At 46.9% G+C, this 16,762-nt stretch carries 18 protein-coding genes and 1 rRNA gene; 10 read left to right on the forward strand and 9 right to left on the reverse strand.

The window, feature by feature from the left end; genetic code table 11:
- Nucleotides 1-3: 3 nt before the first annotated feature.
- A complete protein-coding gene (locus H6H02_RS23995; protein ID WP_347342647.1) occupies nt 4-1,365 on the forward strand; it encodes a proton extrusion protein PcxA in 1,362 nt (453 codons plus the stop codon).
- A gap of 70 nt (nt 1,366-1,435) precedes the next feature.
- Here the strand turns inward: H6H02_RS23995 and hpsU are convergent, their stop codons facing one another.
- From hpsU to H6H02_RS24015, 4 genes are all read right to left on the reverse strand, one after another.
- Nucleotides 1,436-2,002 (reverse strand): hormogonium polysaccharide biosynthesis acetyltransferase HpsU, encoded by a 567-nt coding sequence (gene hpsU / locus H6H02_RS24000; protein WP_190822570.1) that lies wholly within the window; start codon nt 2,000-2,002, stop codon nt 1,436-1,438.
- Between the two features lie 37 nt (nt 2,003-2,039).
- Complete coding sequence (locus H6H02_RS24005) at nt 2,040-2,993, reverse strand: glycosyltransferase family 2 protein (protein WP_190822539.1); 954 nt, start codon at nt 2,991-2,993, stop codon at nt 2,040-2,042.
- Between the two features lie 51 nt (nt 2,994-3,044).
- On the reverse strand, nt 3,045-4,007 hold the full coding sequence (locus tag H6H02_RS24010; RefSeq protein ID WP_190822541.1) for a glycosyltransferase family 2 protein: 963 nt from the start codon (nt 4,005-4,007) through the stop codon (nt 3,045-3,047).
- Nucleotides 4,008-4,101: 94 nt separating this feature from the next.
- Nucleotides 4,102-4,839, reverse strand: coding sequence for a hypothetical protein (locus tag H6H02_RS24015; RefSeq protein ID WP_190822544.1), 738 nt, complete (start codon nt 4,837-4,839; stop codon nt 4,102-4,104).
- A gap of 289 nt (nt 4,840-5,128) precedes the next feature.
- Here H6H02_RS24015 and cobU point away from each other — a divergent pair, with 289 nt between their 5' ends.
- Complete coding sequence (cobU, locus tag H6H02_RS24020) at nt 5,129-5,674, forward strand: bifunctional adenosylcobinamide kinase/adenosylcobinamide-phosphate guanylyltransferase (protein ID WP_190822546.1); 546 nt, start codon at nt 5,129-5,131, stop codon at nt 5,672-5,674.
- A 131-nt stretch (nt 5,675-5,805) separates the two neighbouring features.
- Entirely contained in the window at nt 5,806-6,225 is a 420-nt protein-coding gene (locus tag H6H02_RS24025; protein ID WP_190822548.1) for a hypothetical protein, read from the forward strand.
- A gap of 41 nt (nt 6,226-6,266) precedes the next feature.
- Here H6H02_RS24025 and H6H02_RS24030 read toward each other — a convergent pair whose 3' ends face one another.
- Nucleotides 6,267-7,217 carry a ribonuclease Z gene (locus H6H02_RS24030; protein ID WP_190822550.1) on the reverse strand — a complete coding sequence of 317 codons (951 nt, stop codon included), beginning with the start codon at nt 7,215-7,217 and terminating at the stop codon, nt 6,267-6,269.
- 273 nt (nt 7,218-7,490) lie between these two features.
- On the opposite strand from H6H02_RS24030, the gene H6H02_RS24035 reads away from it, so the two are divergent.
- The 3 genes from H6H02_RS24035 to H6H02_RS24045 all read left to right on the forward strand — a co-directional run bounded on the left by H6H02_RS24035 (nt 7,491) and on the right by H6H02_RS24045 (nt 9,182).
- Entirely contained in the window at nt 7,491-7,628 is a 138-nt protein-coding gene (locus H6H02_RS24035; protein ID WP_190822552.1) for a hypothetical protein, read from the forward strand.
- A 53-nt stretch (nt 7,629-7,681) separates the two neighbouring features.
- Nucleotides 7,682-8,827: a SpoIID/LytB domain-containing protein gene (locus tag H6H02_RS24040; RefSeq protein ID WP_190822554.1), complete on the forward strand. Its 1,146-nt coding sequence runs from the start codon at nt 7,682-7,684 to the stop codon at nt 8,825-8,827.
- Nucleotides 8,828-8,891: 64 nt separating this feature from the next.
- Complete coding sequence (locus H6H02_RS24045) at nt 8,892-9,182, forward strand: hypothetical protein (RefSeq protein WP_190822556.1); 291 nt, start codon at nt 8,892-8,894, stop codon at nt 9,180-9,182.
- Here the strand turns inward: H6H02_RS24045 and H6H02_RS24050 are convergent.
- Complete coding sequence (locus H6H02_RS24050; protein ID WP_190822558.1) at nt 9,177-10,502, reverse strand: hypothetical protein; 1,326 nt, start codon at nt 10,500-10,502, stop codon at nt 9,177-9,179. The genes H6H02_RS24045 and H6H02_RS24050 overlap by 6 nt on opposite strands.
- Nucleotides 10,503-10,570: 68 nt before the next feature.
- On the opposite strand from H6H02_RS24050, the gene H6H02_RS24055 reads away from it, so the two are divergent.
- The 4 genes from H6H02_RS24055 to H6H02_RS24070 all read left to right on the forward strand — a co-directional run bounded on the left by H6H02_RS24055 (nt 10,571) and on the right by H6H02_RS24070 (nt 13,550).
- Nucleotides 10,571-11,218 carry a pentapeptide repeat-containing protein gene (locus H6H02_RS24055; RefSeq protein WP_190822560.1) on the forward strand — a complete coding sequence of 216 codons (648 nt, stop codon included), beginning with the start codon at nt 10,571-10,573 and terminating at the stop codon, nt 11,216-11,218.
- Nucleotides 11,219-11,543: 325 nt separating this feature from the next.
- A complete protein-coding gene (locus H6H02_RS24060; protein ID WP_190430410.1) occupies nt 11,544-12,065 on the forward strand; it encodes a photosystem I assembly protein Ycf3 in 522 nt (173 codons plus the stop codon).
- 90 nt (nt 12,066-12,155) lie between these two features.
- A complete protein-coding gene (gene gatC / locus H6H02_RS24065; RefSeq protein WP_190822572.1) occupies nt 12,156-12,446 on the forward strand; it encodes an Asp-tRNA(Asn)/Glu-tRNA(Gln) amidotransferase subunit GatC in 291 nt (96 codons plus the stop codon).
- Between the two features lie 114 nt (nt 12,447-12,560).
- Nucleotides 12,561-13,550 (forward strand): glutathione S-transferase family protein, encoded by a 990-nt coding sequence (locus H6H02_RS24070; RefSeq protein WP_190822562.1) that lies wholly within the window; start codon nt 12,561-12,563, stop codon nt 13,548-13,550.
- A gap of 93 nt (nt 13,551-13,643) precedes the next feature.
- Here H6H02_RS24070 and aroA read toward each other — a convergent pair whose 3' ends face one another.
- From aroA to rrf, 3 genes are all read right to left on the reverse strand, one after another.
- Nucleotides 13,644-14,990, reverse strand: a complete 1,347-nt coding sequence (aroA, locus tag H6H02_RS24075) for a 3-phosphoshikimate 1-carboxyvinyltransferase (protein ID WP_190822574.1) — start codon at nt 14,988-14,990, stop codon at nt 13,644-13,646.
- A gap of 201 nt (nt 14,991-15,191) precedes the next feature.
- Nucleotides 15,192-16,529, reverse strand: a complete 1,338-nt coding sequence (locus tag H6H02_RS24080) for a hypothetical protein (protein WP_190822564.1) — start codon at nt 16,527-16,529, stop codon at nt 15,192-15,194.
- 131 nt (nt 16,530-16,660) lie between these two features.
- Nucleotides 16,661-16,762 (reverse strand): 5S ribosomal RNA (gene rrf, locus H6H02_RS24085); the annotation flags it as partial.

Consider the following 16,762-nt stretch of genomic DNA (forward strand, 5'->3'; position numbering starts at 1 on the left):
TTCTTGACACAGCTCCAATCCTACTTAGGGACTGCCAACCAGTGGTTCTCAGACACCCCAGACAGAGCCTTGGAGCGGGCATATAAGGCAGCCTTAATGATTAAGGCTTTGGAAGATGAACATTTTGACGGTAAAAAAATCTCCCCCGATTGTCAAAAATACCGTGAAAATGCCATGTCTTATTTTGAGGCCAAACTTAAAAATTACTTAAAAACTGCTAAATTTGGGCTGGCAGAGTTTCAGGCAAGCGCTTCAATTGTGACTCGTTCTAATCCAGATGTAACAAGAAAAACAAGGACGACCGGAGCGGCAAATTTTAGAAGAGAAGATTTTGACTCTCAAGATAAACAATCCATAACTTTAGAAAAACTTAAATTTATTGATGATGTTTTATCTAAATACAAGCCTGAAAAAAATCGTTCCTCATCAGCCTTAGTCCCTGTTCCCAAATCTAAACCTTTAGAAATGAACTTGAGAAATGTTGACCGGGTTGAGGCTAACAATCTAGTCAATCAGCCAACTTTGTTTCCCACAGACAACCGAGTGGCTGAGGAGGCAGAAACAATGACTGATACAACCAGTTTTGTTCCTCGCTCCATCTTAAGTACGCTAGATCGACTCAAGAGAAACTTTGACCCCAACTCAGAAGAAGAAGTTGTTCAAAGTTTTCGCACTTCCCAAACGAAAACGATTATTTCTATTCGGTTTATTTTAGTTTTAATTTTAGTTCCTCTATTAACTCAACAAGTTAGTAAAAATTTCTTTGTTGGTCCTCTCGTCGATCGCTTCCGGGAGCCAAACAAAACTGAAATTTTCTTAAATGTCGATCTAGAAGAAGAGGCATTTCAAGAATTACAAAGATTTGAAGAATCGCTAAAATTTAAAAGCTTAATCGGTGTAGCTCCTCAACTCTCTAGAGAGGGGATAGAAGAAGAAGTCAAACAGAAGGCATTAAAAATTGGAGAGGAATACAGTCACAGAAGTGCAAATGCTATCAAAAATGTTTTTGCCGATCTAATTGCGGCGGGATCTCTTTACTTGTTACTTCTTAATAGCCAAAAAGAAATTGCTATTTTCAAAGCTTTTATCGATGACGTAGTTTATGGTCTCAGTGACAGTGCTAAAGCTTTTATTATTATCTTATTCACTGACATCTTTGTAGGATTTCACTCTCCTCACGGCTGGGAAGTGATTCTGGAAGGAACGGCAAGGCATTTAGGCTTACCAGAAAACAGAGATTTTAACTTTCTATTTATTTCCACCTTTCCTGTCATTTTGGATACGATATTTAAGTATTGGATTTTCCGCTACTTAAATCGAATCTCTCCGTCAGCCGTTGCTACTTACCGGAATATGAATGAATAATTAAAAATGCTTGCATTAAAAACTAAAATAAAGGTATTCTTCCCCCCATTTTTAATTTCTAATTTTTAATCTAATTTTTAATTTCTCTAGAGTAGTGGGGACGGCAGGGGCTGCCCCAGCAAACCTGCTGGGGTGGAATGTTGCCGAAAACGCTGCTACGTGCCCCAATCACGGAATTTGCTCCGATTTCAACCCCAGGCGCAATAAAGCAATCTGTGGCAATCCAGACGCCGTTGCCAATCGCGATCCTGGCTGTCGTCAGTTTGAAAGCTGGATCTTGAATGTCATGACTGCCGGTACAGAGGTAGCTTTTTTGGGAAATGACGCAGTGCTGACCGATGTGGATGCGGTCAAGGCTGTATAAAACGACATCATCCCCAATCCAGCTGTAATCTCCGATTTCGATTTTCCAAGGATAAGTAAAGCGGGCAGTTGGGCGGATGACTAAGCCGGTGCCGAGTTTTGCCCCAAACAGGCGCAAAAGCCAGCAGCGGATGCCACTAAAGGGATGAGGAGTTATGGGGAACGCGATCGCTTGTACCAACCACCACAGCAAAACAAACCAACCCGGTCGTCCTCTATCAAACCAGGATTGGTCGTAACGGCGTAAATCAATCAGAGATTCGGGAGATTCCAACGCGATCGCTGGCGGTTGTTCGCCTGGTTCCAACACCCTACACGCTTCCTTTTAATGAATCTGGCTGGGTTACCGGCTGGGGAGGCACGGAGGAGGCAGCCGCTACGTTCAACTGACCGCCAAACTCCATCAATTCATAAAGTTTGACGCCAATTTGATACTCATATTGACTCATCAGCCGTGCATAGATGTATCCAGGTTTCCCATCCAAAAAGCCCCGCTGAATAATGTAAATCAAAATAAACCGGATCAACGGTTTGAATGGGAGGCGCACCCAAGTTTTTTTGAGATACCGCTTGCGCTGTACCGCATCCCCAAACAAATTAGCGCCAATCGTGCCGCTTTCGTCTTTGCCGGTCAGGATATTTAAATAAACGCGGGCTTCCCAGTTTGAGTAGCGGTTATGTCGTTCCAGCCAGTGGAATACGTCCCGAAAGTCAATGTGCAGCATATCGTTTTTCAGATAGCCTGACTTGCCTTGCAAAATGACGTGTTCGTGAACTTCGTTGTCGCCTGTGTTGCGAATTTCTTCTGTCCCCAAGTTTTCGTAGCGACCTGTTTTGTGCTTAAACAAACGCAGGTTCCAGTCGGGGTACCTACCGCCATGTTGAATCCATTTTCCGAGGAAAAATACTTTGCGGTTCAGGTAGTAGCCTTCATATTCTGGATTTTCAATGGCAGTTGCAATTTCATCCCAGAGTTCGGGGGTAATGCGCTCATCACAATCAACAATTAGCACCCATTCATTACTAAAAGGCAGATTGTCTAAAGCCCAGTTTTTCTTTTTAGGCCAGCGTCCGTTGAAGTGAAATTGGACAACTTTTGCGCCGTAACTTTCGGAAATTTCAATCGAGCGATCGCTACTTTGGGAATCTACGACAAATACTTCATCAGCCCTGGCTACACTCTCCAGGCAAGCCGCCAGATTTGCTTGTTCATTTTTAGCGGGAATCAGAACTGATACGGGAAGTTTGGAGGGTGTGGAGGTCATGATTCTGAAGAATGAAGGAATAATTAAAAATTAACAATTAAGAATTAAAAATTAAGGTTTTTCTTTTTTAATCTTTAATTCCGGCTCTGGACTTTGCACTTTGAAAGGAGCAGATAACATCCCTTGAATTGCTGCACTCAAATAACCCACCTGACCGTAGGCATACACCAAATTATCGAAGCGTTGGGCGGGATCGCCAAAATATTTAACAGATTTGTAGAGACCACGCACGATTCGTTCGCCTCCCAACAATAGCTGACGCGGTCCTGCCTTACCAGCGATTTGTTCGCGGTAACATTCACTGATGCCTTGCCACCAGCCCCGGCTTAAAAACCAGGCTTGTTCAAGGCGTTCGGGAGAGACATTGTGGGCAACTAAGGCATTCGGCAGATAGGCAACTTGCCAACCCAATTTCAGTGCCCGTTCTGTCGTGTGTAATTCTTCATTTGATAACAAATTTTTTCCGACTCGACCCAGATTAACATCGAACCCCCCAATTTGCTCTAAAAAGGTACGTCTGAGCGAGTAATTTAAGCCTCTGGGGGTCATCCCGGCTTGTTTGATATAAACGGTAGAATCTCCTAAATCGTATGCTCCCAGACACCCGGATAGTCCGGGAGAAAGCCACTGAGGAGGCGTGGTGCCATCGGGCCAGAGTAAGGTGACTTTGCCACCAGCGATCGCTAATTTTTCATTGCTTTGATAAGCATCATAGAGTGCCGACAGCCAAGAGGGGCTAGCAACAGCATCATCATCTAGATAGGCGAGAATTTCACTTTTGGCTTCCTTGGCACCCCGGTTTCGGGCGACAGATAGACCTGTAACGGCTTCGTAGACGTACTTTACTCCTGGTCGCGCTTTGACGATTTCGGATGTGCGATCGCTGGAGGCATTATCCACCACTACGACTTCAAAATCCGAAAAATCTTGATTCAGCAAGCTATCAATGGCAGCACCTAAATACTGCTCTCGATTGTGAGTACATATAATCGCAGAAATTTTAGGCTCTGTCATAAATTGGGGGTATGGGCTAGCTCAATTAAAAATCAAAATTAAAAATTAAAAATTGCAGAAATTACTGAGATTTTTAATTTTTAATTTCTAATTTTTAATTCTCACTTAGATGACTATGTAGAACAACGAGTGTTTCCGCCAGCTGACTGAGGCGGGTTTCCAGATCCTCTTTGCGATTCAGCAGCAGGCGCAGTTTTTGATAACGAGCGATCGCGACACTCACACTCGGAATCTGTTCCGGTGGACAGGGACGCGACCAAAATTGACCATTCTCATCCATTCCTACAAGGCGGTATCCAGCCCGTGGAGATTCACAAGTTACCTTTTCATCGGGTTGATTGCAGAGTTCTTCTACATAGTCCATCAGCTGGTGTACAGACTTGGCATGACCCTTGTGTACTGCCTGACGCAGCGCCTCAACACCAACCTCTGGTTCGCGGGCATGAGACTCTAACCAACCATCAACAATCGGTCCTTCTAGATAAATATCTTGAATTTGGCGCAAGATTTGGTGGAGTTCTTTCTGCCAACCCCCGACAATCACTTCAATTTCTTGCAACAGGGTCATCGCCAAGGCAGGATTGGCAGCGTTCCGATGGTTAGTGAAACTGGGAGCTTTTAATTTTGGCAGGACGGGCGTCTTGCCAGATTGCTTTTGGTCAGAGAAAGACTCTACAGTCATCGAAATAGAGCGATTGGCATCTGATGATGCGTCTGAACCCCACCCCATCGGATCGGGCTGATTTTCCCAAGGGGTCGGGTTTTCGATGACAGGACTTTGCTCTGCCAATCGATCCAGGGTTGTCTCAATCCGTTTTAATTCTGGTTTCATAGTTATCTGACGCCACTCCTGCAAATCAAACCTGTTAACTGCCGCTAGAATCTCTAAAAAGGTTGGGATTTTTGCTTTTCCTGGCTTTTTGTTTCTATTTTATTGGTTTATTTGTCTGATAGGATTAACTCTCTCGGAGGACAAAACCAAAATTCATGGGAAGTCTGACCGATAGAATAACCCGGACACCGTATAGGTGGGGAAGATACAAATCCTGCCACTGTTGAATTTAACTTTAATGCACAACTCGCCGCAAATGGTTGAAAAAGTCCTTCGCGATCGCATCTGAATGACTTCTATTAAGAATTTAATCTTAGTAACTGGTCCAGCCCGTTCTGGCAAAAGTGAGTGGGCGGAGACGCTGGCAATGCGTTCGGGTAAGCCAGTTGTCTATGTAGCAACGGCTCAAGTTGACCCCAACGACCTAGAATGGCTGTCTCGAATTGAACAACATCAACGACGACGCCCTAGGGAATGGGCAACGCTGCAAGTACCGATAACACTGGCAGCAACGATTCGGTCATCGCAGAATTCGAGTTGTCTCCTTGTTGATTCTTTGGGAACTTGGGTGGCTAATTTTTTAGACCAAGACGATGAAACTTGGGAGAAGACGTGCCAGGAGTTGCTGGAAAGTTTGGATAGTGTCAGTGATGCGATCTTGGTGGCAGAGGAAACGGGTTGGGGGGTTGTTCCCGCCTATCCCCTCGGTCGGCTGTTCCGCGATCGCCTGGGAGGGCTGGTGCGTCGAGTGGGCGCGATCGCTAACCCAGTCTACTTAGTTACTGCTGGTCACGTTCTCAACCTGAGCCACCTGGGAACGCCATTACCAAAATGATCATAGGCGCTAGCATAGAAAGACTTAGAGGCAAACGGGCAATTGCGAATGACTCATTGCTAATTGAGAAGCCAATTGAGAAAAAGCGAGTTGTTCATTACTCTATACCTATTACCGTTAACTCCGTTGTTATGGCATCTCAACACCAAGTCAGACAGTATCTTGCTTATTGGTTTCAGTTGGGCAAAAAAGTTTTGATTCGGAATGGTCAAGAAGCGCTGTTGCCGCAACCCGTGATTCGGGGCGATCGCTACTCTCAAGAATTTGAAAATTGCTGGCAGCAAATCCTCTCCTCATCAGGGGACTGCTACTTAGAGGGCACCGAAGAACCGATTGCCCAGTTGCTGACACCGGCATGGGATGTGTCGCCCTGTTCTCGTTGCACTATGCCTGTACCCGTCCGGACTGCGGGAATGCCGCCTTTAGCTTGTCCCTGTAACGATCTCAGCGGTTGGCCCAACACAGAAGTTCCACTACCGCGATCGCCCGTCAGCAGTCAAAACCGTCTCGTTGAAATACGCGACCGGCTTCGGAACGCGAGCGGTCAGTGAACGATTCAAAGTAATTGCATTAAAAATTTAAAAAGGGGATTTTAAATTTTTAATTCCTCCTGCCGACGCCGAGGCACCTCATAATTTAGAAAATCATAAGCTAATTCCGTACTCGGAAAAATGGCACGCGCTTCCGTGAGCAGGTCATCCAGCCCAATAGCATTACCGGGGGCATAGCGGGGGCTGAAATGGGTCATGATCAAATGCTTAACACTAGCAGCATAAGCAACTTGAGCCGCCATCGTTGAAGTGGAGTGCAAGCGATCAAAAGCTAGCTGGGCGTCTTGATGGGCATAGGTAGCTTCGTGAATTAACACATCCGCATCCCGCGAAAGTTCCACTGCCTCATCGCAATAAACCGTGTCGGTACAGTAAACAAATTTGCGACCAATTTCTGTCGGTCCACACAAATCTGCTCCATGAATTTGCCGCCCATCTAGCAGCGTCACCGTTTCGCCGCGTTTGAGTTGCCCATAGACCCGGCCCGGAGGAATTGAGAGTGCTTTCGCTTTTTCCACATCGAAGCGCCCTGGACGGTCTTTTTCAGTGACTCGATAGCCAAAGGCTGTGACTCGATGCTTCAGGGGACCACAGGTGACGATAAATTCTTCGTCTTCATACACCACTCCAGGTTGTACAGTGTGAACCTGAACCGGGTAGGAAAAATGGGTTGAAGAGTATTGTCTGCAAGCCCGCAGGTATTCATTGAGACCGGGGGGGCCGTAGAGGTCAAGGCGTTGAACATTGCCAGCCAAACCACAGGTTGCCAAAAGACCCATTAAGCCGAATATATGGTCTCCGTGCATATGGGTGATAAAAATCCGGTTCAGTTGACCGATTTTCAGGTCACTCCGGAATAGCTGGTGTTGGGTACCTTCACCACAGTCAAACAGCCAGAGTTCTCCTCGTTGAGCTAGCCGTAAAGCCACGCTGGACACATTGCGCGATCGCGTCGGTACACCGGAGCTTGTCCCTAAAAAAGTAATTTGCATTTTGGCAAGAAAACGGTCACAAAGTCTAGGAATTGCCTCCCGTAACTATCCTGACACAGCATCTGGGGAACACGCAGTTCCTCTAAAGACTCAGGATAAAAGTTCACAGGATTGATTACTAGCACTCTGACAGCAAACATGGTAAATATATCCACGTTAAGAAAAGTTAGCGGGTCGTGCCAATTTACAAGCGGATTTGCTCTCAAGGGTCTTGAACTAAGGAACGTGGATTAAATAACTTACACTCATTCATCTTCTGTAGGGGCTTTTTCTGTGCCATGCCCCTACGCTTTTGAATTAGGGCTGAATAAATCCATCCTCCTCAGTGAAGTTCAAGGACGGGATTTAAGCTCTCAATTTAAGTGGAATTTAATGATGACTATCCCTAGCACTCCATTTGGCATCGTGTAAGCAGGTTTCAATAGATGGTAACTAAACAGCTTCTAGGCAAACAGAAATCCTTCATGCTTCAGACTTCTTGCTTCATCTTAGGCTTCGGGAAGGCGTCCTCCGGGCGGCTACATCCTTCTAAATGGTGGCTGACTTTCTTGTTGTGGCTCATGCTGGTTGCGCCCGCGAAAGCAATGGAAATGCGCGTGGCGATTCAAGAAGGTGTCAGCAAGATTACCGTAGGCAGTTCCACGAAAGCCGTAATCCGCGATAGTGCCGGTCGAGTGGTAGGAGAAATGGCGGCAATGGATGGCATGGAAGCCCGTCCTACAGGCGGTAGCGTGGCGCTGGGCGGAAAGCAAAGCACGCAACTGATAGTGGAACCGACGGCTGGTGGCTATGTTTGGATCGGCGATCGCTGGTATCGGGGACGCACCCGATTGGTTCGCACCGGCAAAGGACTCACCGCCGTCAACCAAGTTGATTTAGAACAATATCTTTACAGCGTCTTAGGCTCGGAAATGAGCGCCAATTGGCCTCTAGAAGCTCTAAAGGCGCAAGCTGTTGCCGCTCGTTCCTATGCCCTATATAAGCGCCAAACTGCTGGCAATAGCGTTTTTGATGTCGGTGATACCCAGACTTGGCAAGTTTACAAAGGTCTGGAAACCGAAGCTGAGTCAACGCAAATGGCTGTGAATGCCACTGCTGGGCAAGTATTGACCTACAACGGTCAAATTATTCTCGCTGTCTTCCACTCCGCTTCTGGAGGACACACGGAAAATGTGGAAAATGTTTGGTCGCAACCCCTGGCTTACTTGCGCGGCGTGCCAGACTACGACCAAGGGACACCGGGATATCAGTGGCAGAAAAGTTTCTCCCGCAACGAACTGAGTCGGCTTCTGGGTGTAAGCAATGTTAAATCTTTGATACCGGAACGCACTACTCCTAGCGGACGGATTATGACGATGAAAGTTGTTGGAAGTGGTAGCACGCGGCGGATGACCGGAAGTCAGCTGCGCCAAGCGCTGAAGCTTAGGAGTACGTTGTTCACGGTCAGCTCTACAGGAACGGGTTTTCAGCTCAACGGTCGTGGTTTCGGTCACGGTCTTGGTTTAAGCCAGTGGGGGGCTTACAATTTAGCTCAGCAGGGGACAAACTACCAGCAAATTTTGGGGCACTATTATCAGCGCACTGCGATCGCTAGCATGAAAGTGCAGTAGAGGCAGGGCTGTTACCTCCCCAAAGTCGGGATGAGCGAAGCGATCGCCACAAAGTGAGATTGCTTTGCTCATCCCGGAGCGATCGCTCCTTGCTTTTCAGCTGACTTTATCAAACGCCAGAAGGATTGCTGTGAAAAAGTGGGAGTATCTCTTTGTTCGGTTTGACTACTTTGCAGGCGATCTGCGACCCAAAAGTGTCAACGAAAAAGACTTTCGAGATAAACAAGACATCCCACCCCTCCATGAATTATCCAATCAACTAGGACAGGAAGGCTGGGAATTAACCGGAGTGAATTCCCATCCTGGTTATGGATATGGTTTCTTGATTTTTAAACGCCCCAAGGAATCTTTATGAACCGCTTTGGTTGAGGCGACGCTGCCATTCTGCATCAATCTTATCGGCTTGCTCGATCTCCTGTTCTATAAGCTCGGTTTCGGTCGTGTAGGCTAAATCCTCGCGACCGATGACTGTTTTCGCGGCAAATTGTTGAGCATAAGCAATTTTTTTCTGCAAAGCAGAATTCGCTTGATTCAACCAGATAGCGCGTTCTTGTCGTTGTTGATTCCGGGCTTCAACTCGCTGATTTCTCCACTGAATCCAGAAATAGCGAATTAAGGGAATTGACAGGAAAGCGATGCCGTAACTCAGCAATATCCAGTAAATTGACTGCACGAAGGCGATAAGTCCGCCGGATTGCGCTAATTCAACCCCTATCTCACCCCGCAACAGGGAATTGAGAACTAAAGCACCGATAATATTCACGGCACCTAATCCCGCAGAGAGCATAATTTGTCCGCTATCGGCTTGGCTAAAGCGCCAAGGACGCTCTCGGAGATAAGCACCCACCGGCTGCGAATTCCGCTCTTGGGCTGTCGTTTGTAACTCTGGGAAGTGATAGACGATTTCTCCGTCTGGGCTGACTTCCGGCTGCCCGTTAAAACGGGTGAGGACAGGAAGCATATAATCTTCGTATTCTTTGCCCCAGCCTTTGCCCATGTCATCCAGATAAGGTGCGATTTGTTCGGCGGTGACAGCACCCTGGTTATTGCGGATTACAGTGGCAATTTCTTGCCAGCGGCGTTCTTCTAAATCGGCATTGGGATTCCCATCGCCAAATAGGAAGGAGAAGACGGCTTCTAGGAAGTTCATCTGTCTCTTGCCTTCGGGGGATGAGACACGACGCCGTTCGTAGCGATCGCCATAGTCTGGATAGAAAAACCACCAGATGTCAGGACCGAACCAGAAGCGGGGCATAAATACCATACCACCGCCACCGTGATCACCGCCGCCGGAATCATCGCTGTCGCGGCTGCTATTGACGGCGATGAGAATAGCTGCGATCGCTACAAAAATTAGGACAATGGAAGCAATCAGGATAATCCCGAAGGAAATCCGGATTAGGTAAAACAAAACTTTCCAAATTTTTTCCCACCATTCCTTCAGTCGCAGCCGCAAGAACTTATTGCGGAGAACGGTTCGGAAATTCTTAGGGAAAAGGTAGACTATCTCGCCGGTTTCTGCTACCTGCAAGTGTCCACCGGCGTCGGATGCCAGAGCGAGTAATCCAGCCTGAGCCATGTTGACATTTAACCCAGCTTGGGTTGCTACATCGCCAACTGTGACCCGGTAGCCCAGGTGTTCAACTGCTTGCATGAGGGTGGGATTGGGAGCCATGTGCTTTCCTCAAGGACGAAGGCTACTATCACCAGTATAAAATTTTGGCAAATTCCAGCAGGCAGATTATGAAAACCAGAACTCGCGCGATCGCTCTTAACCTATTCGCTGTTACCATCTGCCACGCTAAACTGAAGCACCGCTTCGCCTTCCTAACGTGGCTGCCCGTTTTTCTATTCTCTCTTCTGGGATTAGCAACACCACTCAAAGCAGCCAATCTGGAACACGTTCAACAGTTGCTAAAAACTAAACAATGTCCTCAATGTGACTTGAGGGGCGCTGAGTTACGAGATATGGACTTAAGAGCAGCTGATTTGAGGCGTGCCGATCTCGCCGGTGCCAATCTCAGTGCTGCTGATTTAAGAGGTGCCAATTTTGGTGGCGCAAATCTAGGCGGTGCCAGCTTTATTAATAGTGACCTCAGCGGTGCTAACTTGAGCGGCGTTAATTTAAATTTAGCGGCGCTGATTAAAGCCAATCTCACAGGCGCTAACCTTGCCGGTTCTGAGTTGACGATGGCGAAGTTACCGGGCGCTGACCTCACCAAGGCTGATTTGCGGGAAACGAATCTGATTAGTGCTGACTTGAGCAATGCCATTCTCAGAGGAACGGACTTGCGAGGGGCGGATTTGCGAAATGCTGATTTTGAGAATGCGCTTCTCGAAGGCGTCCAGCTCAATAGTGCAATTCTCCCAGATGGCACTTTGCATTATTAACCCCAACTATAGTCAAGGGTGCATTAGCCTTACGGCTGAGCGATCGCCAAGCTTTAATTCCGTATATATAAGCGCACAGATTCCTATTCTCTAAATATACACAAGAACTGGTATATTTCTCGTATAAAATAATACCTTTAAAGAAAAAAATACTGAGAAGCTGGGTTGATTGAGGAAAGAATAAAGAATAAGAAAAGCGCGATCGCATTTGTTAATCTCAATTCAGTTGACTCCCAGAGCGCGTTAAATTAGCTTAAAGAGCATGACTGAGCGATAAACTGACAAGGCTACACTATCGCATTAGCGCAGCATTACAGAGGCGGATATGCCAAGAACGCAAAAAAACGATAACTTCATTGACAAGAGCTTCACGGTAATGGCGGATATCATCCTAAAAATCCTGCCTGCCAACAAGAAAGCAAAAGAAGCTTTCATCTACTACCGCGATGGTATGTCAGCGCAGGCAGATGGTGAATACGCTGAAGCTTTAGACAATTACAGGGAAGCTTTAACGCTAGAGGAAGACACTTACGACCGCAGTTATATCCTCTACAATATGGGGCTGATATACGCCAGCAATGGCGATCACGAGCAGGCTTTGGAATATTACCACCAAGCGCTTGACTGTAATCCCCGCCTGCCTCAAGCGTTGAATAATATTGCCGTCATTTACCACTTCCAGGGTGAAAAGATCAAGGAAGATGGAGATCCCGAAGCTGCTGAAGCTTTGTTTGACAAAGCAGGAGAATATTGGAAACAAGCGATTAGTATGGCTCCGAATAACTACATCGAAGCCCAAAATTGGCTCAAAACGACTGGGCGCTCTACGATGGATATCTTCTTTTAGATGACAGGTAATAGGTAATCAGCAAATGAGAAAAAATTACCTACTATCTACTATCAAATGACCAATCACCCATTAGCCATTACCACTGTTATGATTGACCGCGAACAAGTTCGCAAAGTTGCCCATCTGGCTCGCCTAGAACTGACCCCAGAAGAAGAAGCCCAATTTACAACCCAACTAGGCAGTATTTTGGAGTATTTTGAACAATTAAGCGAACTCGATGTCAGTGATGTGCAGCCCACAACACGGGCAATTGATGTCAGCAATGTGACACGCCCTGATGAACTGCAACCTTTTCCCAACCGGGAAGCTATTCTCACAGGTGCCCCAGATCAAGAGGGTGACTTTTTCAAAGTGCCGCAAATCCTCAGCGCTGAGTAAGTTACTCCTCATATTTTGCACCTAAGACCGATGAATTTTAGGTGAAAACCTGAGCCAATAAGTGTAGGGGCAATCTTCCTGGGGTTGCCCTTAATACTCTCAAAGGAGAACTTTATGGGTTTAGGTCTTTTGGTTGATGGAAAGTGGATTAGCGAACGAGAACAAGAAGACTCCCAAGGAAAATTCATTCGCCCATCAACAACCTTCCGCAACAAAATTACATCTGATGGTTCTAGTGGCTTTAAGGCTGAACCGGGTCGCTATCATCTCTATATTTCCTGGGCTTGTCCTTGGGCGCAACGAACCGCAATCATGCGTCAATTGAAGGGATTAGAAGATGTTATCAGTCTCTCAGTTGTGGCACCCGAAATCAATCAAAATAGTTGGGAATTCTCTGAAGAGCCGGGTTGTATTCCCGATACGGTAAACAAGACTCGCTATCTCTGGGAAGTCTATCTCAAAGCAGATTCTAATTACAATGGGCGGGTGACTGTCCCAGTTCTTTGGGATAAAGAAACCGCCACGATTGTGAATAATGAATCCCGCGAGATCATTCGGATGTTTGATACAGAATTCGATGATTTCGCAAAGTCAGATATGAATTTTTATCCAACGGAATTGCAAGAGGCGGTTGATAAGACGATTGATGCAATTTACCAACCGATTAATAATGGCGTTTATCGGGCAGGATTTGCGACTAGCCAAGCCGCCTACGATGAAGCGGTGACGGAACTATTCGATGCTCTGGATCGTTGGGAAAAAGTGTTAGTAAAGCAACGCTATCTGTGCGGAGAAAGCCTCACCGAGGCAGATTGGTGTATGTTCACCACTCTCTTGCGCTTCGATGCCGTTTACTATGTCCACTTCAAGTGCAACTTACGCCGGATTGTGGATTACCCCACTCTCTGGAATTACCTCAAAGACCTCTACCAGGTGCCGGGGGTAAAGGAAACCTGCAACCTTGACCATATCAAACGCCATTACTACAAAAGCCACCCGAAAGTTAATCCCACCAGAATTGTTCCGAAAGGGCCGTCAATTGATTTTGAGGAACCTCATAACCGCGAACAATTATCGCCTAAAGCCAAGGCGATCGCTGTTTGATTCCTCATTTAAAAAGCAAGGTGGATACTACCCACCTTGCTTTTTAATAACTAGGGTGAAAACGCAAATGCTTACAGCATTTGAACTTAAATATCACTTGATAATCCCGATTAAGGATTGAAAGAAGTCAGGGTAAGAGATAGCAGCGGCTTCGGCACGCCCAATCGTGGTAGTGCCTTCTGCATTAAGGGCGGCAATTGCTAAACTCATGGCAATTCGATGGTCGGTGTGACTATCAACATCAGTGCCAATGAGGGAAGTGCCCCCCGTAATTTCTAACCCATCGGGTCTTTCTGTAACCTTGGCACCCATGCGATTGAGCTGAGATGCCATCACGGCAATGCGATCGCTTTCTTTGACCCGCAACTCGGCTGCATCTCGAATGACAGTAGTTCCTTGGGCAAATACTGCCGCTACCGCTAAAATTGGAACCTCATCTATTAGGCGAGGAATTAGATCGCCAGCAATTTCACAAGCCTTAAGGGCACCAGAACGTACTCGCAAATCTGCGACTGGCTCACCCGCGACAATCCGCTGATTTTCCATCTGAATGTCAGCGCCCATCCTCTCCAGAGCTTCCAGAATGCCAGTGCGGGTGGGATTGACCCCTACATTTTCAACACATAACTCCGAACCCGGTACAATCGCCCCAGCAACCAGCCAAAAGGCAGCTGAGCTGATATCCCCAGGCACAACCACCGGCTGCCCTTGCAGCTTGGCTGAGCCAGTAATGGTGACGCTATTGGTTTCTGGATCGATGCTGAGTTCTGCCCCAAAAGCTTTGAGCATCCGTTCGCTGTGGTCGCGGGAGAGGGCGGGTTCGGTAACGGTAGTTTGTCCTTCCACCATCAATCCCGCTAGCAGGATACAAGATTTGACTTGTGCTGAGGCAATGGGGGAGTGATAGTGAATCGGTCGCAGTTGTTGTCCTTGAATTGCCAGAGGCGCTAAAGAGCCGTTCTGACGTCCCCAAATTTGAGCGCCCATCTCTTGTAACGGTTTGACAACGCGGGACATTGGGCGCGATCGCAGCGAACTATCCCCCGTCACCGCAAAAAAACGTCCCGGATGAGAGGCGAGAAGCCCCAGCATCAGCCGCAAGGTAGTACCTGAGTTACCGGCATCCAAGACTGAGGTTGGTTCTTGCAGACAGCCAAGTCCGATGCCCTGAATTCGCACCATTTCCGGATTCAGTTCCGAAATTTCGGCACCCATCGCCCGAAAACAGCTAGCAGTGCTGCGGGGATCTTCTCCCAAGAGGAGTCCCTGAATAGTGGTTTCTCCTTGGGCGATCGCTCCCAACATCAAAGCCCGGTGGGAGATAGATTTATCTCCTGGCACCCGAATGCGTCCCTGCAAGGATAGCCCTGCTGCGGGATTCTGAATGATTAAACGATCCTGATTTTCAGTATTTTCTAGCGTGACAACTGCGGCTGGCATGGAGAGGGACTGGGATGAAGTTGCAAATAGTGATTTTACCAATTGCTGACACTGGCGATGGCACTGGAGTTATAGCAATTCTTGATTGGGTGCGATACATCTGTAGGGGCATGGTAATCAAAAAGCCCCTATCAAACGTTAGAACCGCAGTATATTCCATCCAACTTAGAAGTGCTACAGCAACCACTTCAGTCCCAATCGCTACTTTTGAAAGCCTATTCCTATCTTCTTTTTACCCTTGCCCTTAGATTTTGATTTATTAACCTCTGCCAACGCTTCCTGAAACAAATCATGTAAATGCACTGGCACACTGGCAATCTCCGGTAAATCAGGCTCTAACGGCTTGTTATACTCTTGGAGTAAAGCGTCTAAATCGCGGTCAATTTTCAATTGTGGACGCTGTAATACTGTTTTCAGCAGCTTTTCCATTTGGGCTGGATAAGTTTCGGCCAAGCGATGCCAAATGAAGGCATTAATTGTCGAGTCTTCTAGATACTGGCGAACCAGCTTCTCAGTGTTTTCAATGTTGTTCTGCCAGTCTTCTGCTTCTAGCATTGCCTTGAACCGGCTGTATGTAGGCAGAAATATTTGACCCCAACGAGGATGGGTGAGGGCTGTTAACTGTTCAGCTTTCTTGAGATTTGCAGGCAACTCAACTTTAGGCGTCACCATTTTAGTTGGGTTTTTGCTGTCAAACATCTGAGCGATCGCTTTTGAATCGGCACCTGATTCTTCTGCGGCTGCTTTCATTTCCTCTTCTGTAACCCCAGCTTCTGCGGCTATTTCCGAGAGCGATTTATTTTCATCAATGCCTGCCGCTGCTAAGCGTTTCTTAGTGAGTACCTCCTGAAATTCTTCTATCTTCTTATTCATCTGGTACCCAGGCATTACGACTTCGTCGCTACCAAAAAAGCCTAGAAAATCTTGGTGATATTGTTCTACTGATTGCCACGCCAGTTCTAGAAGTTCTGGGGCATCGCTATAAAGCGACTTGTTGTAATTTTCCTTAAAATTTCCAATTGCCACCGCCAGTTTGGGTTTTCCTAATCTCCCCATTGGGATACAAGGACCAGAAAACATCCAGACGCTATTGGTTACGGGTGCAATGCGAGTGAGTAAAATTTCTCCCTCTTTAAACCGGCTCATCTCCTGCCACGTTAGAAGCGTGTTTGGCTTGACGATGTAGCGCTTAGCGGTCAGCCAGTTCATCAACTCAAAGCCATCTGGTAAGACTTGGAGCGTAGCAAACAAGCCAATGAAGCTGCACCGCCAGCTACTGACTAAGTTGCGATCGTTTTCAGACAATTCTGGCTGGCTCTCCAGAAACAAATCCAAAACGTCTTTATCCCCATGCCCTACTTTTCCTTCAGTCAAGAAGGTATCAATGATTAAGTCTCTTTGAGCAATATCCTGACGCTCTCGGTGTGGCTGAGCAGCGGCATAAGCTTCTAGCGATTGCGCCAGCTCTCCTTCCGCCTCCAAGACAAACTCAATTAAGGCTTGTTTTAATTCATGCGATCGCTCTAATATGGCATCCACAGCTCAATCTCTCATTCAACAATTCTAGGTTAAAGGTTATTCAAAAAATTAAGCAAAAGTATTTAGCCCCCAAGACAATAAAGCAAAAAAGCTCCCTTGCATGATTCGGCAAGAGAGCTTTTTGATAATTAACCTGGCACTGAGCTATTTTCCCAGGCAGTCACCCGCCGAGTATCTTCGCCGCAGTTGCGTTTCACCTCCGAGTTCGGGATGGAGTCGGTGTGGTTCCACAA

Origin of the sequence: Coleofasciculus sp. FACHB-1120 (assembly GCF_014698845.1) — a bacterium.
In the GTDB taxonomy this organism is placed as follows: domain Bacteria; phylum Cyanobacteriota; class Cyanobacteriia; order Cyanobacteriales; family FACHB-T130; genus FACHB-T130.